16 protein-coding genes and 1 pseudogene are annotated in these 15,848 nt (G+C 69.7%); 8 read left to right on the forward strand and 9 right to left on the reverse strand.

What is annotated here, in order from left to right; translation table 11 throughout:
* Positions 1–357 precede the first annotated feature (357 nt).
* Positions 358–1,293, reverse strand: a complete 936-nt coding sequence (gene hemC / locus ABZ441_RS32230) for a hydroxymethylbilane synthase (RefSeq protein ID WP_358980730.1) — start codon at positions 1,291–1,293, stop codon at positions 358–360.
* A 398-nt stretch (positions 1,294–1,691) separates the two neighbouring features.
* Between hemC and ABZ441_RS32235 the strand changes: the two genes are divergently transcribed.
* Positions 1,692–2,507 carry an SAM-dependent methyltransferase gene (locus tag ABZ441_RS32235; protein WP_358980732.1) on the forward strand — a complete coding sequence of 272 codons (816 nt, stop codon included), beginning with the start codon at positions 1,692–1,694 and terminating at the stop codon, positions 2,505–2,507.
* A 468-nt stretch (positions 2,508–2,975) separates the two neighbouring features.
* Here the strand turns inward: ABZ441_RS32235 and ABZ441_RS32240 are convergent, their stop codons facing one another.
* Positions 2,976–3,884, reverse strand: coding sequence for a helix-turn-helix transcriptional regulator (locus tag ABZ441_RS32240; protein ID WP_358980734.1), 909 nt, complete (start codon positions 3,882–3,884; stop codon positions 2,976–2,978).
* A 108-nt stretch (positions 3,885–3,992) separates the two neighbouring features.
* Positions 3,993–4,229 carry a DUF397 domain-containing protein gene (locus ABZ441_RS32245; RefSeq protein WP_358980736.1) on the reverse strand — a complete coding sequence of 79 codons (237 nt, stop codon included), beginning with the start codon at positions 4,227–4,229 and terminating at the stop codon, positions 3,993–3,995.
* A gap of 243 nt (positions 4,230–4,472) precedes the next feature.
* Here ABZ441_RS32245 and ABZ441_RS32250 point away from each other — a divergent pair, with 243 nt between their 5' ends.
* Positions 4,473–4,973, forward strand: coding sequence for an ATP-binding protein (locus ABZ441_RS32250; protein ID WP_358980738.1), 501 nt, complete (start codon positions 4,473–4,475; stop codon positions 4,971–4,973).
* Here ABZ441_RS32250 and ABZ441_RS32255 read toward each other — a convergent pair.
* From ABZ441_RS32255 to ABZ441_RS32265, 3 genes are all read right to left on the reverse strand, one after another.
* Positions 4,970–5,602: an SGNH/GDSL hydrolase family protein gene (locus tag ABZ441_RS32255; RefSeq protein ID WP_358980740.1), complete on the reverse strand. Its 633-nt coding sequence runs from the start codon at positions 5,600–5,602 to the stop codon at positions 4,970–4,972. The genes ABZ441_RS32250 and ABZ441_RS32255 overlap by 4 nt on opposite strands.
* Before the next feature lie 112 nt (positions 5,603–5,714).
* A complete protein-coding gene (locus ABZ441_RS32260; protein WP_358980742.1) occupies positions 5,715–5,876 on the reverse strand; it encodes a hypothetical protein in 162 nt (53 codons plus the stop codon).
* A 277-nt stretch (positions 5,877–6,153) separates the two neighbouring features.
* On the reverse strand, positions 6,154–6,564 hold the full coding sequence (locus ABZ441_RS32265; protein WP_358980744.1) for an organic hydroperoxide resistance protein: 411 nt from the start codon (positions 6,562–6,564) through the stop codon (positions 6,154–6,156).
* A 110-nt stretch (positions 6,565–6,674) separates the two neighbouring features.
* On the opposite strand from ABZ441_RS32265, the gene ABZ441_RS32270 reads away from it, so the two are divergent.
* The 3 genes from ABZ441_RS32270 to ABZ441_RS32280 all read left to right on the forward strand — a co-directional run bounded on the left by ABZ441_RS32270 (position 6,675) and on the right by ABZ441_RS32280 (position 9,149).
* Positions 6,675–7,151 (forward strand): MarR family transcriptional regulator, encoded by a 477-nt coding sequence (locus ABZ441_RS32270; RefSeq protein ID WP_358980746.1) that lies wholly within the window; start codon positions 6,675–6,677, stop codon positions 7,149–7,151.
* Between the two features lie 105 nt (positions 7,152–7,256).
* On the forward strand, positions 7,257–8,090 hold the full coding sequence (locus ABZ441_RS32275; protein ID WP_358980748.1) for a PP2C family protein-serine/threonine phosphatase: 834 nt from the start codon (positions 7,257–7,259) through the stop codon (positions 8,088–8,090).
* A 63-nt stretch (positions 8,091–8,153) separates the two neighbouring features.
* On the forward strand, positions 8,154–9,149 hold the full coding sequence (locus ABZ441_RS32280; protein WP_358980750.1) for an MASE1 domain-containing protein: 996 nt from the start codon (positions 8,154–8,156) through the stop codon (positions 9,147–9,149).
* 394 nt (positions 9,150–9,543) lie between these two features.
* Here ABZ441_RS32280 and ABZ441_RS32285 read toward each other — a convergent pair whose 3' ends face one another.
* On the reverse strand, positions 9,544–10,833 hold the full coding sequence (locus ABZ441_RS32285; protein ID WP_358980752.1) for an FAD-binding protein: 1,290 nt from the start codon (positions 10,831–10,833) through the stop codon (positions 9,544–9,546).
* 337 nt (positions 10,834–11,170) lie between these two features.
* Here ABZ441_RS32285 and ABZ441_RS32290 point away from each other — a divergent pair, with 337 nt between their 5' ends.
* The 3 genes from ABZ441_RS32290 (at position 11,171) to ABZ441_RS32300 (ending at position 15,133) form a co-directional block, all read left to right on the forward strand.
* Positions 11,171–11,365, forward strand: a complete 195-nt coding sequence (locus ABZ441_RS32290) for an antitoxin (protein ID WP_205021454.1) — start codon at positions 11,171–11,173, stop codon at positions 11,363–11,365.
* Positions 11,366–11,572: 207 nt separating this feature from the next.
* A complete protein-coding gene (locus tag ABZ441_RS32295) occupies positions 11,573–13,162 on the forward strand; it encodes a sigma-70 family RNA polymerase sigma factor (RefSeq protein WP_358980755.1) in 1,590 nt (529 codons plus the stop codon).
* Positions 13,163–13,300: 138 nt separating this feature from the next.
* Complete coding sequence (locus ABZ441_RS32300) at positions 13,301–15,133, forward strand: FUSC family protein (protein WP_358980758.1); 1,833 nt, start codon at positions 13,301–13,303, stop codon at positions 15,131–15,133.
* Positions 15,134–15,233: 100 nt separating this feature from the next.
* Here ABZ441_RS32300 and ABZ441_RS32305 read toward each other — a convergent pair whose 3' ends face one another.
* Complete coding sequence (locus ABZ441_RS32305) at positions 15,234–15,575, reverse strand: hypothetical protein (protein ID WP_358980760.1); 342 nt, start codon at positions 15,573–15,575, stop codon at positions 15,234–15,236.
* Between the two features lie 36 nt (positions 15,576–15,611).
* A pseudogene (locus tag ABZ441_RS32310) lies at positions 15,612–15,848 on the reverse strand (cytochrome ubiquinol oxidase subunit I); the annotation flags it as partial.

Raw genomic sequence — 15,848 nt, forward strand, 5'->3', positions numbered from 1 at the left:
CGGTGATGGAGTACGACGGAGCCTGCAACCACAGCAGCCCCGGACTCCGTGCGAGTGGGGACGGCGGCCGGTTCGGGCGGTGCGTCAAGGCCGTACGTGATCACGAAGGGGCGCTCCCGGCCTTCCCGGAACACGACCGGCATGGAGACGCTGCTCATCACGGTGGATCCCGTGCGGACGCCGCCTCTCTCCGCGACCGGGGAGAACACGACTCGCGAACACATGTGCGATCACCTGCTCTCCCTGCTGGAGGCCTCGGCGCATCCCGGCTTGGAGGAGACACTCGGCAGGGATGCCTCGATCGGGAACTTGCTTGCGCTGCCCCCTGGAGCGCGTCAAGACCGCCGGGCCGGTGAATCAGTGGGCGATACTGTCGATCAGCTCACGCGCGCCCTGGCGCAGCAGGGTCACGGCCACGGAGGTGCCGAGGGTTGCGGGGTCGAGCGGGCCCGCCCATTCGTGTGCGTTGAGGACGGTTTTACCATCGGGGGTGAACACACAGGCGCGCAAGGAAAGGTCCCCGTTGCGGTGGGCTGTGGCGTACCCGGCGATCGGAGAGTTGCAGTGACCTTGGAGAACGTGCAGGAACATGCGCTCAGCCGTGATCTCCCGGTAGGTCCCTGGGTGATTGAGCATGCTCACGGCATCGATCGTCGCCGTGTCGTCCTCGCGGCATTGCAGGGCGAGGACGCCCGCGCCGATCGGCGGGCACATGGTCTCCGGGGCGAGGATGTCGCTGATGACGTCGGGGCGGCCGATGCGGTGGAGCCCCGCGGCCGCCAGGAGGAGAGCGTCGGCCTCTCCTGCGGCAAGCTTCGCCAGCCGCCGGTTCGCGTTGCCTCGGAAGGGGATGCAGTTCAAGTGTGGATGTGAAGCAGCCAGTTGTGCGGTCCGGCGAACGGATGAGGTGCCGACGCGTGAGCCGTCGGGGAGTTGGTCGAGCGTGAGTCCGCCCGGGTGGACGAGAGCGTCGCGGATGTCGTCTCGTTTGAGGAACGCGGCGAACGTCGTGCCGGCCGGCAGCGGACGGTCGGCGGGAATGTCCTTGACGCAATGGACGGCCAAGTCCGCCTCCCCCGCCAGCAGAGCGGCGTCCACTTCTTTGGTGAAGGCTCCCTTGCCGTCGACCTTCGAGAGATCTCCCATCCACTTGTCGCCCGTGGTCCTTACGGGGACGACCTCGGTGACGGTGGCGGGATGGCGGGCTGCGAGCTCAACCCTGACACGCTCGACCTGGGCGAGGGCCATGGGTGAATCGCGGGAGACGATGCGGATCAGTTCGGGGGCGGACATGCCTCCCACGATAGACCGCCTCGTTCCAGCGGCGATCGTCCGACGCGGTCCGGGGATCCTGCTTCCCGCTCATCGTGGCAGGGGCACACGGAGGTGGCAGCCATCGTTTTTCAGCCGCGTTGGAATGGGCTCCGAACGACCTACGCAGAGTGTGCTCACCACCACCGACATCCAGCATTAGGCGTTTTATCAGGCAGAGTTGACGGAAGGGGCGCCCGGGTCGATCCTCCTGGTCCGGTAGACCAGGCAGAGCACGTGTTCTTCCCTCGGTTCCGTGTGGCTGATTCGGTGCCCTGTGGCCTTGTCTCACTCCCCCGAGGACTGTCAGCCTCCCGGCCGGATACCTAGCATGACCCCTCGGACACCGACTTCACTCTCTTTGAACCGCGAGGCGCTGGATGACCAACGGGGACACCTCCATTCCGAAGAACATCGATGTGAACGTGCCGAGCGTCGCGCGGATGTACGACTACTACCTGGGCGGCAAGGACAACTACCCCGCCGACCGAGTGGCGTGTGAGCAGCTCTTGGAGCACGTGCCGAGCACCAAGGTGCTCGCGGTGAACAACCGGAGGTTCCTGCGACGCGTCGTGCACCACCTGGCGTCCGAGTACGGGATCCGCCAGTTCGTCGACCACGGATCCGGTCTGCCCACCCAGGACAACGTCCATCAGGTCGCCCAGCTCGTCGACCCCGAGGCGAGGGTCGTCTACATCGACAACGATCCTATCGTCCTGGCGCACGGCAAGGCCATACTCGAGGAGAACGACAGGACCGCGGTGATCCAGGCGGACATGCGGGACACCGAGGGGATCTTCAGCCACCCGGAGGTGAGCCGGCTCATCGACTTCGACGAGCCGGTGGCCGCCCTGTTCGTGTCCGTGCTGCACTGCATCCCCGACGTGGACGACCCCAAGGGGCTGGTGCGCCGCGTGGCGGAGCGCCTCGCGCCCGGCAGCTTCCTGGTGGTGTGTCAGCTCGTGAGCGAGGACGCGACCACTCGCGATTTCGTCACGGACTTCATGGCGAAGAGCACCGGCAACCAGTGGGGGCGGGTGCGCCAGCAGGACGACGTTCGCAGCTTCCTGGAGGGCCTCGACGTGTTGGAGCCGGGCCTGGTGGAGGTGTCGACGTGGCGGCCGGATTCGGATCTGGCGCCCAAGCAGGCAACCCGGGAGTGGATCGAGTACGGCGGCGTCGGCCGAAAGTGGTGATGCGTCCCGGGACGGCGGGGTGGCGGGGCCAGCGCTCAGGTAGCCGGCCCCGAACCGTTCTTGTGGCTCGGGCGACGAACAGCGTTGCCCCTGATCCGCTTCGGAGCATCCCCTGTTGCCCGGACCGGCGTCCGTGGGCGGTACACGCGGACCAGCGGGCGCGGGGGTGCGTCGGAAGCTCACGGTTCGGCGTCGGTCGGGAGGACGCGGCGTAGTCGGTGCTCCTGCCGACAGCCGCCCCCGGGTATGTGCTGCCGGACCGACTGAGCGGCACGCGGCGGCCGCTGGGTTCGGCGACCGTCGAGGCAGGCCGGCCTCCTCCGCTCGTAGAGCGTAGGTGGCCGGCCCGATTGCTGCGGCCGCTTCTCCCCCGCGACGCGCTTGCGGCCGGGGTTCTGTCGCCCCGTGGTCAGAGATCGCAGAACGATGCCGGTGTCAGCCCACGGAGCCCTCGAGGAGCTGACTGCCTCAGCTGTACCTCTCGAGCGCCAGCCTCAGCAGATCCCTGCTCTCGGCCGGGCTGGGCGACTGCGCACTGAGCGAGTCCAGAATCCACCGGTACTCGTCCGTGCTCTCCTGCTTGTTCACGGATGTGGCGTTGGTCAGGTGCTCGATGTACGCGACATCGGGCAGCCCCTCCATCGCGAACCGCAGATACGTGATGCCGTTGCCCGGAGACGTATGGGCGGTCACTTCGAAAGGGGCCACCTGCACGATCACATGAGGCTGGTCCGTCATCTCGATCAGATGGGCGAGCTGTTCACGCATCACCCGGGCACCACCCGTGGGGCGCATCAGCACGGCCTCGTCAAGCAGCACCCAGAGCTTCGGCGCATCACGTCGCTGCAGCAACTGCTGCCGTCTGATCCTCAGTTCGACGCGGCGCCGGGTTACTTCCTCAGATTCGAGTGCGTGTCCCGAACGCACCACCGCGTAGGCGTAGTCGGCCGTCTGCAGCAGCCCCGGAACGTAATGCCCCTCATACGTACGGATCGACGCGGCGGCTTCTTCCAGGCCGACCAGGGGCTCGAACCAGTCCGGCAGCACGTCGGCGTAGTTGCGCCACCATCCGCGCTGCCCGGCTCTGCGCACCAGATCGATGAACTCCGCTGTCCTGGCGGGATCGGTCACGCCGTACAACGCCAGGAGATCGGCGGCGTCGCGTTCCTTGCACGGGGAATGCCCCGTCTCCATCCGGCTGATCTTCGCCGTCGAGCACCGGATCCGGTCCGCCGCGACTTCGGGAGTGATGCCCGCCTCGCCCCTCATCCGGCGGAGCTGCGCGCCCAGAACCAGACGCAGCGCCGTGGGACTTGCGCCCAGGGCCGGGGCAAGGGTCGGCCTCCGTGACGGCTGTAGCGGTTCGATGCCGGGCATGCGGACTCCTGAGGACTGACGTCGTGACGCCAGTGTGCCATCAGGAGCCCCACAGAGGCCCGGCCAATTCGAAAATGCCGCGCCTTTTCGGCCTGCTCTGCCGCTCGTTCAGCCGGTCATGACGTCGAAGTCGCCGTCCCTGACGCCCGCGAGGAACGCGTGCACTTCGTCGCGGGTGTACACGAGAGCGGGCCCTTCGGGGTGGCGGGAGTTGCGGACGGCCACCGCACCGCCGGGCAGCCGGGCCATCTCCACGCAGTTCCCACTGGGATTGCTGTGGTGGCTCTTCTTCCACTCCACGCCGGTGAGGGAGTTGGCGGGGACGCCGTTGTCGATGTGCTGCATGCGGTCCATTCCTTTTCGTTGCGCTGGTCCTGCCTGGTGTGCAACCAGGGCCCGCACCGGGTGAACAGGTGTCTCCCGCTCACACCTCTGAGTGCAATTCCGGCTGCAATTGCACCAAGTACGCGGACGGCGAGGATACTAGTGGCCATCCGGCCCCCAAGGCACCCCTGACCGGCTTTCAGCGGAGGGTGATCAGTGCTCATGTACGCGGAGAACACGCCACGTCACGGAGGGGCAGCAGTCGTGCCCGGTCCGGCCGGGGACAGCGGGGGGCCGGACCCTCACGACGAGCTGGCGCGGGATCTCGGCATCGAGGCCCCGGGCTTCACCACGCACGGCTTGGGCGCGGATCCGGAGAGCCTGCGACAGGCACGGGCCTTCGTCCGCGAGGCTCTGGAGCGCTGGGAACTGCACTCCGGGGCGGACGATGTCGCCCTCGTCGCGGGTGAGCTGATGAGTAACGCGGTCTGCCACGGGCTGAATCCCGGCGAGCTGCACGCCGGGCGGTCGGCTGCCCGGCTCGGCCTCGCCCGCCAGGACGGGACGCTGGTCTGCGCGGTGAACGACCCCAGCCCCGAGATGCCCGTGCTGCGCCAGGCGGACGAGTCGCTGGAACGCGGGCGGGGTCTACGCATCATCGATGCTCTGAGCAGTTCCTGGGGCTGGTCGCAGCCCAGCAGGCCCGGCAGGCCAGGCAAGACCGTCTGGGCCAGGATCCCCGTACTGCGGTCCCCCGCACGCTAGAGCCCCGCCAGTGCCGTCCACGCCTCAGCCAGGAGCGTGTGCCCCAGCGGGGTGGGGTGGACCCCGTCACCCGCGATGTGTTCGGCACCACCGGCGGCGCGCGCCGCCTGGTTGAGCAAACCGTCCGCCGCCAGCAGTGCGGCTCCGAACTCCTCGGCCAGCCGGCGGACCGCCTGGATCCGGGGGTCGAGGTCCTCGCGCCAGGCCCATTGTTCGTCCCGGACCGGCACGAGGAACGGCTCGATGAGGATCAGCTGGGCACCGAGCTCGTCGCGGACCTGCGTGAGGATGGTCCGGTAGTCGTCCTCGTACGCGCGGACCGAGGTGACGGTGCCGGAGTCGTAGCGGCGCCAGGTGTCGTTCACGCCGATCAGGACGGACACCACGTCCGGCTCGAGGTCCAGGGTGTCCTCGCGCCATCGAGCACGCAGATCTGAGACGCCGTCGCCGCTGACGCCCCGGTTGACGAAGGTGATGCCACTGTCCGGCCGGGCGGACCGCACGCGTTCGGCCACCATCCGGGCGTAGCCGTTGCCGAGAGGGCAGTCCCGTTCCACGAGCCGTCCTACATCGGTGATGCTGTCGCCCTGGAACAGGACGGCTGCTGAGCGGTGCAGGCTGATGGTCACTCGGTGCTCCGAACGATGGGGAACCAGGGGATGCCGGAGATGATCCTCCCCACGTCGGACGGCATGATCCTGCCGTGGTGCACCAGGCCCCGGGGCATGGTCCGGACCCTGCTCAGCGGGCGGTGGCCGGTGCGCGCAGCGCACTGAAGTCGAGCACGCTCTCCACCTCCTGCAGTGTCTCCTCGGCCACCCGCCGCACCTCGGCCGGAACGTCGCCCTGCTCCTCCACCAGACCGGCGTAGATCGGTGCGTCGGATGCCTCTGTGAAACTCACGTGAACTGCCTATCAATCGGTTATGCCCGCCAATCAGCGGAAACGGGAGCCGAGTGTACGCGTTCACCTCCGACGGCCGTGGGGCGGACCCGGTGAACGGGACGCGCCTACCGGAAATCCGGTTGTCGGCAGCCGGGGGTGGCAGCGAGGCCGAGTCCGCCGAAGGCGGTACAGCTCGGAGGCCGGAGTGCCGTCCCCAGAAGCGGAAGCCGCAGGTTCGACTCCTGCTCCCCGGCAGAGCCGGTTCCCCACCCGGCAACGGGTGGGGAACCGTTCGTTACTCGATGACGAGCTCGACCTCGATGTTGCCGCGCGTGGCCTTGGAGTAGGGGCAGTAGGCGTGCGTCGCCTCGACCAGACGCCGACCGGTCTCCCCCTCGAGCTCCTCGGGCAGTTCGACGCGCATGACGACCGCGAGGCCGAACCCGGAATCGTCCTTGCCGATCGAGACCTCGGCCGTCACCGAGACGTCCTTGGTGTCGACCCTCATCTCACGGGCGACCGAGCTCATCGCGCTGGCGAAGCAAGCGGCGTATCCGGCGGCGAATAGCTGCTCCGGGTTGGTGCCCTCCCCGTTGCCACCGAGGGCCGGCGGCAGGGCGAGTGCCAGATCGATCCGTCCGTCCGAGCTCACTGCCCGGCCTTCACGGCCGTTGGCGGTTGCGGCGGCGGTGTACAACGCGTCCATGGGTGACCCTCTCTCCTGCGGCGGTGACCGCGGACCGGCCACCTCCAAGATAGTTGCACACAATTTAATTGTGCACAACTAAATGATACGCGGCAGGCTACTCTGGACCTATGACGCCATCAGCGACCCCGGACCTGACGGAGCTGCCGGACACGGAACTGCTCAAGCTGGATCACCAGGTGTGCTTCTCGCTGCAGGCCGCCTCACGCGCGTTCGGCGGCTTCTACCGGGAGGCGCTCAGGGACCTCGGCCTCACGTACCCGCAGTACCTGGCGATGATGGTGCTCTGGGAGCACGGCCCGCAGCAGGTCAAGACGATCGGCGAGCGGCTGCACCTGGATTCCGGCACGCTGTCGCCGCTGTTGAAGAGACTGGAATCGGCCGGTCTCGTCAGGCGCGAGCGCAGTCCGGAGGACGAGCGGTCGGTCACGGTCCACCTCACCGACGCGGGTGCGGGGCTGCGCGAGCGCGCCCTGCCCGTCCCCCGCTCGATCCTCGCGGCCACGGGGCTGTCCGTCCAGGAGATTCTGGCCCTTCAGGAGACCCTGGGACGTCTCACCGTCTCGCTCGGCCGAGCCGTCGGCTGACCCGACCGACCGTGCCTGTGCCTGCGGCCCGGACACCCGCGCTGCGCTCGCAGGAGTCCCGGTGCCGAAATAGGATGCAGGAACTATCGCAACGCGGAGCGGCCCATGAACCGGCGTCGAACTCCCCGGTCCGCGAGCGCCGAGGACCTGCTCAGCACCCTGCAGCACCTCACTGCCCGTGCCCGGCGAGAGGTGGAGCTGCACCAGGCGCGCGTCGAACTGGCACAGGCCCTGCAACGCAACATGCTGCCCACGGCGCTGCCCGGTTTCCCCGGACTCCAGACCGCTGCTCGCTACGCTCCCGCCCGCGACGGGCTGGACATCGGCGGCGACTGGTACGACGGTTTCCTGCTGCCGGACGGGGCACTCGGTCTGGCCATAGGCGACGTCCAGGGGCATGACGTGGACGCGGCCGCATTCATGGGGCAGGTCCGGATCGCCATGCGCGCCATCGCCGGATCGGCCGCTGATCCGGGCGAGCTCATGCGCCGGACGAACGACCTGATCATGTCGATGGACTCCGCGCTCTTCGCGACGTGCTCGTTCCTCCGGCTGGATCCGCTGACCCGGGAGCTGCGAAGCGCCCGCGCGGGCCATGTCGCCTCGGTCTGGGCGACGGCCGACGGACGCTCGGGCGTCACCGCCGACGCCGGAGGCCTCCCGCTCGGTGTCGAACCGCACCAGCACTACCCCGTCACCCGGCGCGTTCTCGATACCGACGGCGCTTTCGTCCTGCTCACCGACGGGGTCGTCGAAGGGCCCTCGATGACGATCGACGACGGTCTGGATCGGATCAGGCGTCTCGTGAGCGCCTACTCCGGTGCCGACGCCGACGAGCTGGCGGACCGGGTGCTCCAGGCGGCGGTGTTCACGGGCCACGAGGACGACGCGGCCGTCCTCGTCCTGCGCCATGGCAACGCCTCCGCACGGGCCGGGTAAGCACGTCTCGCCGCCGCGCGTGTCACAACAGCCTCCTTTCGCGGCCGGTGTCTTATGGAACACGTGATCCGCAGCGAGGTAACAAGACGCCGAGCCGTACTCGTCCTGCAGATGCTGGGCATCGCCGCTGCCTACTACGCGTCCGGACGGGCCGGTCTCCTCAGGCCGGTCGAGGTGGAGAGTTCGGTCGTCACTCCCCTGTGGCCGCCCTCGGGGATCGCCCTCGCTTCGCTGTTGTACCTGGGTCCCCGGATCTGGCCCGGAATCGCGCTCGGCGCGCTGCTCACCGTCATCACGGTCAGCGACGGTCTCACGCTCTCGGGGCTGGTCATCGCGACGGGCAGTGCTCTGGCACCGCTGTGCTCCTTCCTTGCCCTGCGCGCGGCCGGATTCCACACCGAACTGGACCGGCTGCGAGACGGGGTCGCCCTGGTCTTCCTGGGAGCCCTCGGCGGCATGGTCATCAGCGCGACGGTGGGTGCCGGGGTTCAGATGCTGAGCGGCGATCTGCCGGCGGCGGAGTACTGGTCGGTCTGGTCGGCCTGGTGGGCAGGAGACGCGATGGGAGTGCTCATGGTCACTCCGCTGCTGCTCGTCCTGCGCAAAGCGCGCCTGCCGACGGTCGACGACCGGTGGGCGGAAGCGGGGGCACTCGCGGTGGTCATCGTCGTGGCGACGCTCGTGGCGACCAGAAGTTCGCTGTCCATGATCTACCTCCTCTTCCCGGTGCTCGTCTGGGCAGCACTTCGCTTCCAACTGGCCGGCAGTGCCCCCTGCGCTCTCTTCATGTCCGTCATGGCGATCATCGCCGGAACCGACGGCGTGGGACCGTTCGCCGGCCACTCCGTGCTCGAGGTCATGCTCAACCTGTGCATCCTCAACGGTTGTGTCGCACTCACCGCGCTCCTTCTCGCGGCGATCGTGACCGAGCACAACAACATCCGCCATGAGACCGAGGTGGCGTGCGAGGAACTGGCCGCCCTGGTCGAGGAGCTCTCGCCACGGCCTTCGGCAGGGGGCGCTTCCGGCGGACCGCGGAGCGGCTGGGACAGCCCTTAGGGCCCTCCGTTCGGATCATGCCTGATCGGCGCGTCCGGCGTGGTCCCAACGAGAAGGGTCAGGGGGTCCAGGGACGACTGGTGTTCTTCACGCCCCCGCCAGCGGCGGCGTCAGCCTGGACCGCCAACGGTTTCCGTACCCGCCCGCGCTCAGCGCCACAGCGCGATCCGCAGGCTGCTCGCAGACGTGAGCGAGCGACAAGCGCACCCTGCCCGACCTGCGATGCTGCCGACCCGACTGGTGGTCAGGGAGTCGACGGCACGGCAGGTTGACGGGCGGCAGACCGGCCGTGCCCGGGAGACCCCGGCCGACGATTCATGAGCGCCGATCGGTAGCTGTGACGAGACACGCCGTCAGCCGGTCCGGCGAGCGTACGGGGAAGGCGCGGACACCGTCACTGGATGCGGGGGAAGGTGTGCGCCAGGAACTCGTTGCGGAACGTGCCGGTGGGATCGAGCCGTTCGACGAGACGCTCGAAGTCGGCGTAGTGGCCGTACAGCTCCCGGAGTGTGCCGGGCGGTGTGGTGAAGACCTTGCCCCAGTGCGGCCTGGCGCGGAAGGGGGCCAGGGCGTCCTCGATGGCCCCGAGGACGGGCGTGACGGCTGCGGTGTCCGGCACCCAGGTGAAGTGGAACGCCACTGAGTCCCTCCCCTGGGCCGGACTGAGCCACAGGTCGTCGGCGGCCACGGTGCGGATCTCCCCGATCTGGAGCACGGGCGAGAACCGCTGCCGGATCCGGTCGAGGGCCTCGTAGGCCGCCACGGCGTCGTGCCGGGCGACGAAGTACTCCGACTGCAGTTCCTCCCCGTTGCTCGGGGTGAATTCGAGGCGGAAGTGGGGCAGCCTGGCGTGCCACGGGCCGCGCGTACCCTGCTGCTCCGTGCAGTGCTCGGCCGCCACACCGGGGACGGGGTGCCTGGGCCCCTGCGCGAGCGTCGCTCCGTGCCACCGGCGAGGAGCGGTGCGGGGCCCGCCGTCCTCCACCCGGTGTTTGAGCCACACCTGGTCGATCGGGCCGCCGTGCCAGCCGGTGAAGAGGCTGACGCTGTAGGCCTGCGACATCACCTCGTCGAACCGGTGGAGCGCCTGCTCCGGCGGTAGCCCCTCGTACACCCACTGCTGGATCTCGAAAGCGGGCACGAGGTCCAGGGTCAGGCGGGTCACCACTCCCAGCGCGCCCATGGAGACCACCGCACCGGCGAAGTCGGCGTCGCCGCGCTTGAGCGTCACGATCCGGCCGTCCGCGGTGACGAGTTCCAGCGCCCTGACGGCACCTGCCAGGGAGCGGTTTCCCACACCCGACCCGTGAGTGCCCGTGGCGCAGGCTCCGGCCACGGAGATATGGGGCAGCGAGCCGAGGTTGTGCAGCGCGAACCCGCTGCGGTGCAGGGTGCCGGTCAGCTCACCGAAGCGCAGACCGGCACTCACCGTCGCGGTGCCGGCCTCCCGGTCGATCTCGACGGATCTGGGCAGGCCCGTGACGGATATCAGGTCACCCCGGGTGTCCGCGACGGTGTTGAACGAATGGCCCGTACCCAGTACTTTGACGGCCGTCCCGGCGGAGACGATGTCCTGCAGTTCGGCCATAGAGGTGGGGGTGTGCAACCGCTCCGCGCCGAAGGTGATGTTGCCGGCCCAGTTCGTCTGGCGGGCGGACGTAACGTGCGCCGAATGGTCGATCATGTCTCCGGAGCTTACGCTCCGGTCGCCGACGGGCTGAGGGCCCACGTCCCGCTACGGCGTAGCCACTGCACCGCTCACGAGCTCAGTACGGCATGGGCCGTCCGGACGGTGTGCGCAGGTCCAGCGGGGGCGGCCCCGCCGGGGGCTGCGGTCGGCGGACGATCTGGATGCGGCCCACGGCCACCACCTCCTCCAGGTAACCCGGTATCTGCCCAGCCGGCCGCCCTTCACACGTCCGCGGCCTGCCGGAGCACGTCCAACCGTGCCCGGGGATGCGGACGCGGCAATGTGCGGTAACGCTTGTGTGGTGGGGGAAGCCGAGCGAGGAGGATCCGCCATGTCCGCGCTGGACAAGATCAAGAAAATGCTGAAGGGCCACGAGGACCAGGCCGGAAAGGGCGTCGACAAGGCAGGAGACATGATCGACGACCGCACTCAGGGCAAGTACAGCAAGCACGTCGACACAGGCCAGGACAAGCTGAAGCAGCAGTTCGGCTCGGACCGTGACCCGGACAACCCGCCCCGCTCCTGATCACGGAATGCCTCGGCCGGTCGTCTGACCGTCGTCCGGTGCCGGGCCCGCCGACGGATCATCCCGTCGCCGGGCCCGGTATTGCGTCGGCCCGTATCCGGGGGCGAATCTCGAGCGCGTGACCGGATTCCTGTTATCGTCCCCGCCGCACGGCGTCTCCCGATTGTGGGAAGTGACGGAACAGGACCCCGGAAGAGTGAGCACAGCATGGGCGAGACCGGCCAGACGGCGTTGATCAAGGCCGCGCAGAGGGGCGACCCCGAGGCACAGGACACGCTCGTTGCGTCCTACCTTCCGCTCGTCTACAACATCGTGGGCCGGGCACTCAACGGCCACGCCGATGTCGACGACGTGGTCCAGAACAGTGTGCTGCGCATGCTCCGGGGCCTGCCCTCCCTCCGCACTCCGAAGAGTTTCCGGTCATGGTTCGTAGCCATCACCATGAACGAGATACGCGAGCACTGGCGTGAGCGCCGGGCCGGCGAGACGTCCGCGGACCGGATGGAGGACGCGTACGAGCTCGTCGATCCGGCTGCCGACTTCGTCGAGCTGACGATCGTCCGGCTCGGTCTGACTGGACAGCGGCGAGAGGCCGCCGAGGCCACTCGGTGGCTGGACGCGGACGATCGCGAGCTGGTGTCCCTGTGGTGGCTGGAGACGGCAGGGGAGCTGACCCGGGCCGAGGTCGCGAGCGCCCTCGACCTGTCTCCCCAGCACACCGCGGTACGCGTCCAGCGGATGAAGGAGCGGCTGGAGGCTGCGCGGGTGGTGGTGCGCGCCCTGGCCGCGGATCCTCGTTGCGTCCTGCTCGAGGACCTGACAGCCGGATGGGACGGCGTGCCGTCCGCCTTGTGGCGCAAGCGCCTGGCTCGTCATGCCCGTGAGTGCACGGTGTGCGCGGGGCACAGGTCCGGCCTGGTGCCGGCGGAGGGCCTGCTGGTGGGGCTCGTTCTCGTCCCAGTGGCGGCGACCGCAGGAGGTCCGCCCGTGGAACTCCTGCCTTCGGCGTTCCTGCCCGCCGCAGTGGGCCTGTCCGGTCCCGGACGTGCCGAGCGTCGGCGGGACGGCGTCAGGCGCCGCCGCCGCACCACGGTCGTCGCCGGTCTGACCGCCGTCGCGGTGCTGGGTGGCGGCGGGGCCGCCGTACACCTGTACACGGACGACACGGGCGACGACCCGGCGACCGCGATAGCTCCGCTCACCGGGCCTTCGGAACCGGTGAGCACACCGTCCTCCCTGTCCCCTTCTCCCACGTCGCCCTCCCCCTCGCCCTCGTCGGCATCACCGTCGCCGTCCGCGACGACGTCCCCGTCCGCTTCCAGGAGCCGGAGCGCCGCTGTCGCTCCCGAGAAGGCTCCGACGCCCCGCACGCCCTCCACGAAACCGGCTGCGGCGCCGAAGGCCTCGTCGGCCCCGTCGGTGACACAGGAAGTCATCGCGCTCGTCAACACCGAGCGGGCGAAGGAGGGCTGCGGGTCGGTCAGCGGCAACGGCATGCTGGCAAAGGCCGCGTCGAGCCACTCCGCGGACATGGTGGCGCGGAACTACTTCTCCCACACCTCGCCGGACGGCACGGACCCCGGCACGCGCATCACCGCTGCCGGATACCGGTGGAGCACGTACGGGGAGAACATCGCGAAGGGCCAGCAGACCGCCGAGTCGGTGATGGACGCCTGGATGAACAGCGAAGGGCACCGGGCGAACATCCTCAACTGCGACTTCAAGGAGATCGGGATCGGGAGAGAGGACTCGTCCGGCAGCCCCGTGTGGACCCAGAACTTCGCGACCGCCCTCTGACACCGGACGTCAAGGCAACCGTCATGTTGCGGAAACGAGCGGGTAGCACCCCCTGCACACAGGGGATCTAGGCTGGGCCCGAACCCAGGCCGAAGGCGTCCGCCGGTGACGACGTCTCCCCCTGCGGACAGGAGCACGGTGCCCACGCCTTCCCCCATTGCCACCCCGCTTCCCCCATGGCTAGCCCACGTACTTCGCGCCCAGCGCGGACCGGTCCCGTGGAGCGCGGTCCTGCGCGGAGCGCTGGCAGCCCTGCCCCTGCTCGTGTCCGTCCTGGCCGAACGGCCGACCGCCGGGGTCCCCGCCGCCCTCGGAGCGATGCTGGCAGGCGTCAACGACCGGCCCGGCAGCCGCCGCGCATCCGTCACCCGGCTGGGCTTCCCCTCTCTTGCGGGCTCGGCCGGCCTGCTGATCGGCACGATGATCGCGGCGGCCGTGGGCAGTGGCCGGTCCCTGGTCGCCCTGCCTCTCCTTTTCGGGCTGTTGGGCCTCGTCGCGGGCGCGCTGAGTTCGACGGGCCCTGTCGCGTCGGCGTGCGGCACACAGGTGCTGGTCGCGGTCGTGATCGGGGCCGGCATGCCGCTGCCTGAACCGGGCCCGCTGCGGGCACTGCTCTTCCTGGCCGGTGCTGGATGGCTCCTGCTGCTCCGGCTGGTCCTCCCGTCCCCGGGCGGGCCGGGCGGGGGGCCGTACCGGCTCGACGGGGAGCGGGAGGCGGCCGCTGCGGTGTACGACGCCGTGGCCCGGCTCCTGCGGGCATCGGGCAGCCCGCACGCCCTGGCCCGGCGCGCCGCGCTGAGCGCCGCGCTCGACCACGCACAGGACGCTTTGTCCGGTCCACGGCTACGGCGCTTCGCGAGCTCTTCGGCCGAACGTCGGCTGCACGCCCGGTATGCGGCGGCGTTCCCGCTGGCAGAGGCCGCGACCGCGCTGGCGTGGGCCGGGACCCCTCTGCCGGCCAGGGTCCTGGAAGGCCCTCGGAGGCTGGCAGCGGCGGTGCGGACCGGTGGGACCTGCGGACCGTTGCCGGCTCCTGCCCGGACGGACGCCGGGCTACGAGCCCTCGACGACGCCCTGCTGCGCGCCGCGGCGGCCTTCGACCGCCCCACCGGGGCGTGGCCGGGCGGACGCGGGAAGCCCTCGTACTCGTCCGTCCTCGGCCGGGCGTGGAGCGCTGCGGGTCGTGAGTACGGTCTCAGGGTCGCGGTGTGCTGCGGCACGAGCACGTGGGTGGCGCAGTGGCTGCATCATGAGCACTGGTACTGGCTCCCCGCCACCACCGTCTTCCTCGTCAAGCCGGATCTCGGGCCGCTGGCCTCCCGGGTGGTGTGCCGGGCCGGGGGGACCGTCGTCGGCGCCGCGGTCTTCGGCCTCGTGGTCATGCTGGTTCCCGGACCGTTGGCGCTGGTCGCGACCGTCGCTCTCTGCGGCGCGTTCCTCCCGGTCGCCACCCGTCACTTCGCCGTGCAGACGGCGGCGGTGACCGTGCTCGTCCTGGCACTCGTCCTCCTGGGCGGTGAACCGCCCGCCTCCTGGGGGCGGGTGGTGGAGTCCCTCATCGCCTGTGGGACGGTGCTGCTCGTCGGGCACCTTCCGCTACCGGGCCGGCGGGGCCACTCCGTGAGGGCCGCCCTCGACGCGGCGGTAGGCGCGGCGCACCGCTACCTGGGACACGTCCTGAACGCCCCGGAGGACCACACCGGGAGGGGTGCGCTGCGCAGGGACGCGTACCGGTCGCTGGCTGCGGCACGCACGGCGATCGATCTGTCGGCCGCCGAGCTCCCTCCGGTGGCAAGGCAGTCAGCCGGATCCGAGGGTGTGGCCGGTGCCGTGGAACGGCTCGTCGACACCACGACGGCGTGTGCGGTGGAGCTGGGCCACCCGCACGCCGAGCTGCCCCGGTCGCATGCGGGACTGCTCGCCGCACATCTCTCCGAGCTCGAGCGGGCGTGGGCAGTTCCGGCGCGGTGAACCCACTTTCCGTGTCGACGGGTCACGCAGGCGCCGTTCTCCCTCGTACGCCGCCGGCCCCCGGGCACCCGGACGCGTGCCCGGACACCCGAGACCGGAATCAGCGGCTGATCATCGTCAGCCCTGCGCAGGTGCCGCCCACCATGCCGACGGTCAGGACGGACAGCGCGACGCAGCGGGCCCTGAGACGGTCATAACGTGCGGAGTACTCACCCCGGAGTTCCATGGCACGGCCGGCGATCCTTGTGAGCGTGTCCCGGCACGCCTCCACCCTGTCCGCCACGTAGACACGCTCGACGTCCTCACGCTGTGCGCTGGTGAGCCAGGGCAGGGCGTCGGTGAAGCTGCGGGCCCGTCGGCGGGCCTCGTCGACCTCGGCGTTCCAGAGCAGGTAGCCCTCGACCTGAGCCAGGCCCCGGGCGCTCTCCTTGTCCGGCTTCACGCGGTCCTCCTCTCATCGAGCCGTCGCCCCGGGGCCCTATTCCTGCTTGTCCCCGGGGGCCACCGTGATGGATTCGTGGGGGCGGTTCACTTCTTCCTCGAGGGCACGGATCGAGGGATAGTGCAGGTCGAACGCCGGGGATTCGGAACGGATCCGCGGAAGGGTCAGGAAGTTGTGGCGCGGGGGCGGGCAGGAGGTCGCCCATTCGAGCGAACGGCCGTAGCCCCACGGGTCGTCGACCTCGATCTTCTTGCCGTACTTGGCGGTCTTCCA

Origin of the sequence: Streptomyces sp. NPDC005752 (assembly GCF_040630715.1) — a bacterium.
Lineage (GTDB): Bacteria > Actinomycetota > Actinomycetes > Streptomycetales > Streptomycetaceae > Streptomyces.

What these genes read in the sequence shown, in the direction of transcription:
- ABZ441_RS32290 (WP_205021454.1), top strand. Translation starts at nt 11,171, where the DNA reads ATGTCCGCGCTGGACAAGATCAAGAAAATGCTGAAGGGCCACGAGGAC.
- ABZ441_RS32285 (WP_358980752.1), bottom strand. Translation starts at nt 10,833, where the DNA reads ATGATCGACCATTCGGCGCACGTTACGTCCGCCCGCCAGACGAACTGG.
- ABZ441_RS32270 (WP_358980746.1), top strand. Translation starts at nt 6,675, where the DNA reads ATGACGCCATCAGCGACCCCGGACCTGACGGAGCTGCCGGACACGGAA.
- ABZ441_RS32235 (WP_358980732.1), top strand. Translation starts at nt 1,692, where the DNA reads ATGACCAACGGGGACACCTCCATTCCGAAGAACATCGATGTGAACGTG.
- ABZ441_RS32240 (WP_358980734.1), bottom strand. Translation starts at nt 3,884, where the DNA reads ATGCCCGGCATCGAACCGCTACAGCCGTCACGGAGGCCGACCCTTGCC.
- ABZ441_RS32295 (WP_358980755.1), top strand. Translation starts at nt 11,573, where the DNA reads ATGGGCGAGACCGGCCAGACGGCGTTGATCAAGGCCGCGCAGAGGGGC.
- ABZ441_RS32265 (WP_358980744.1), bottom strand. Translation starts at nt 6,564, where the DNA reads ATGGACGCGTTGTACACCGCCGCCGCAACCGCCAACGGCCGTGAAGGC.
- ABZ441_RS32245 (WP_358980736.1), bottom strand. Translation starts at nt 4,229, where the DNA reads ATGCAGCACATCGACAACGGCGTCCCCGCCAACTCCCTCACCGGCGTG.
- ABZ441_RS32275 (WP_358980748.1), top strand. Translation starts at nt 7,257, where the DNA reads ATGAACCGGCGTCGAACTCCCCGGTCCGCGAGCGCCGAGGACCTGCTC.
- hemC (WP_358980730.1), bottom strand. Translation starts at nt 1,293, where the DNA reads ATGTCCGCCCCCGAACTGATCCGCATCGTCTCCCGCGATTCACCCATG.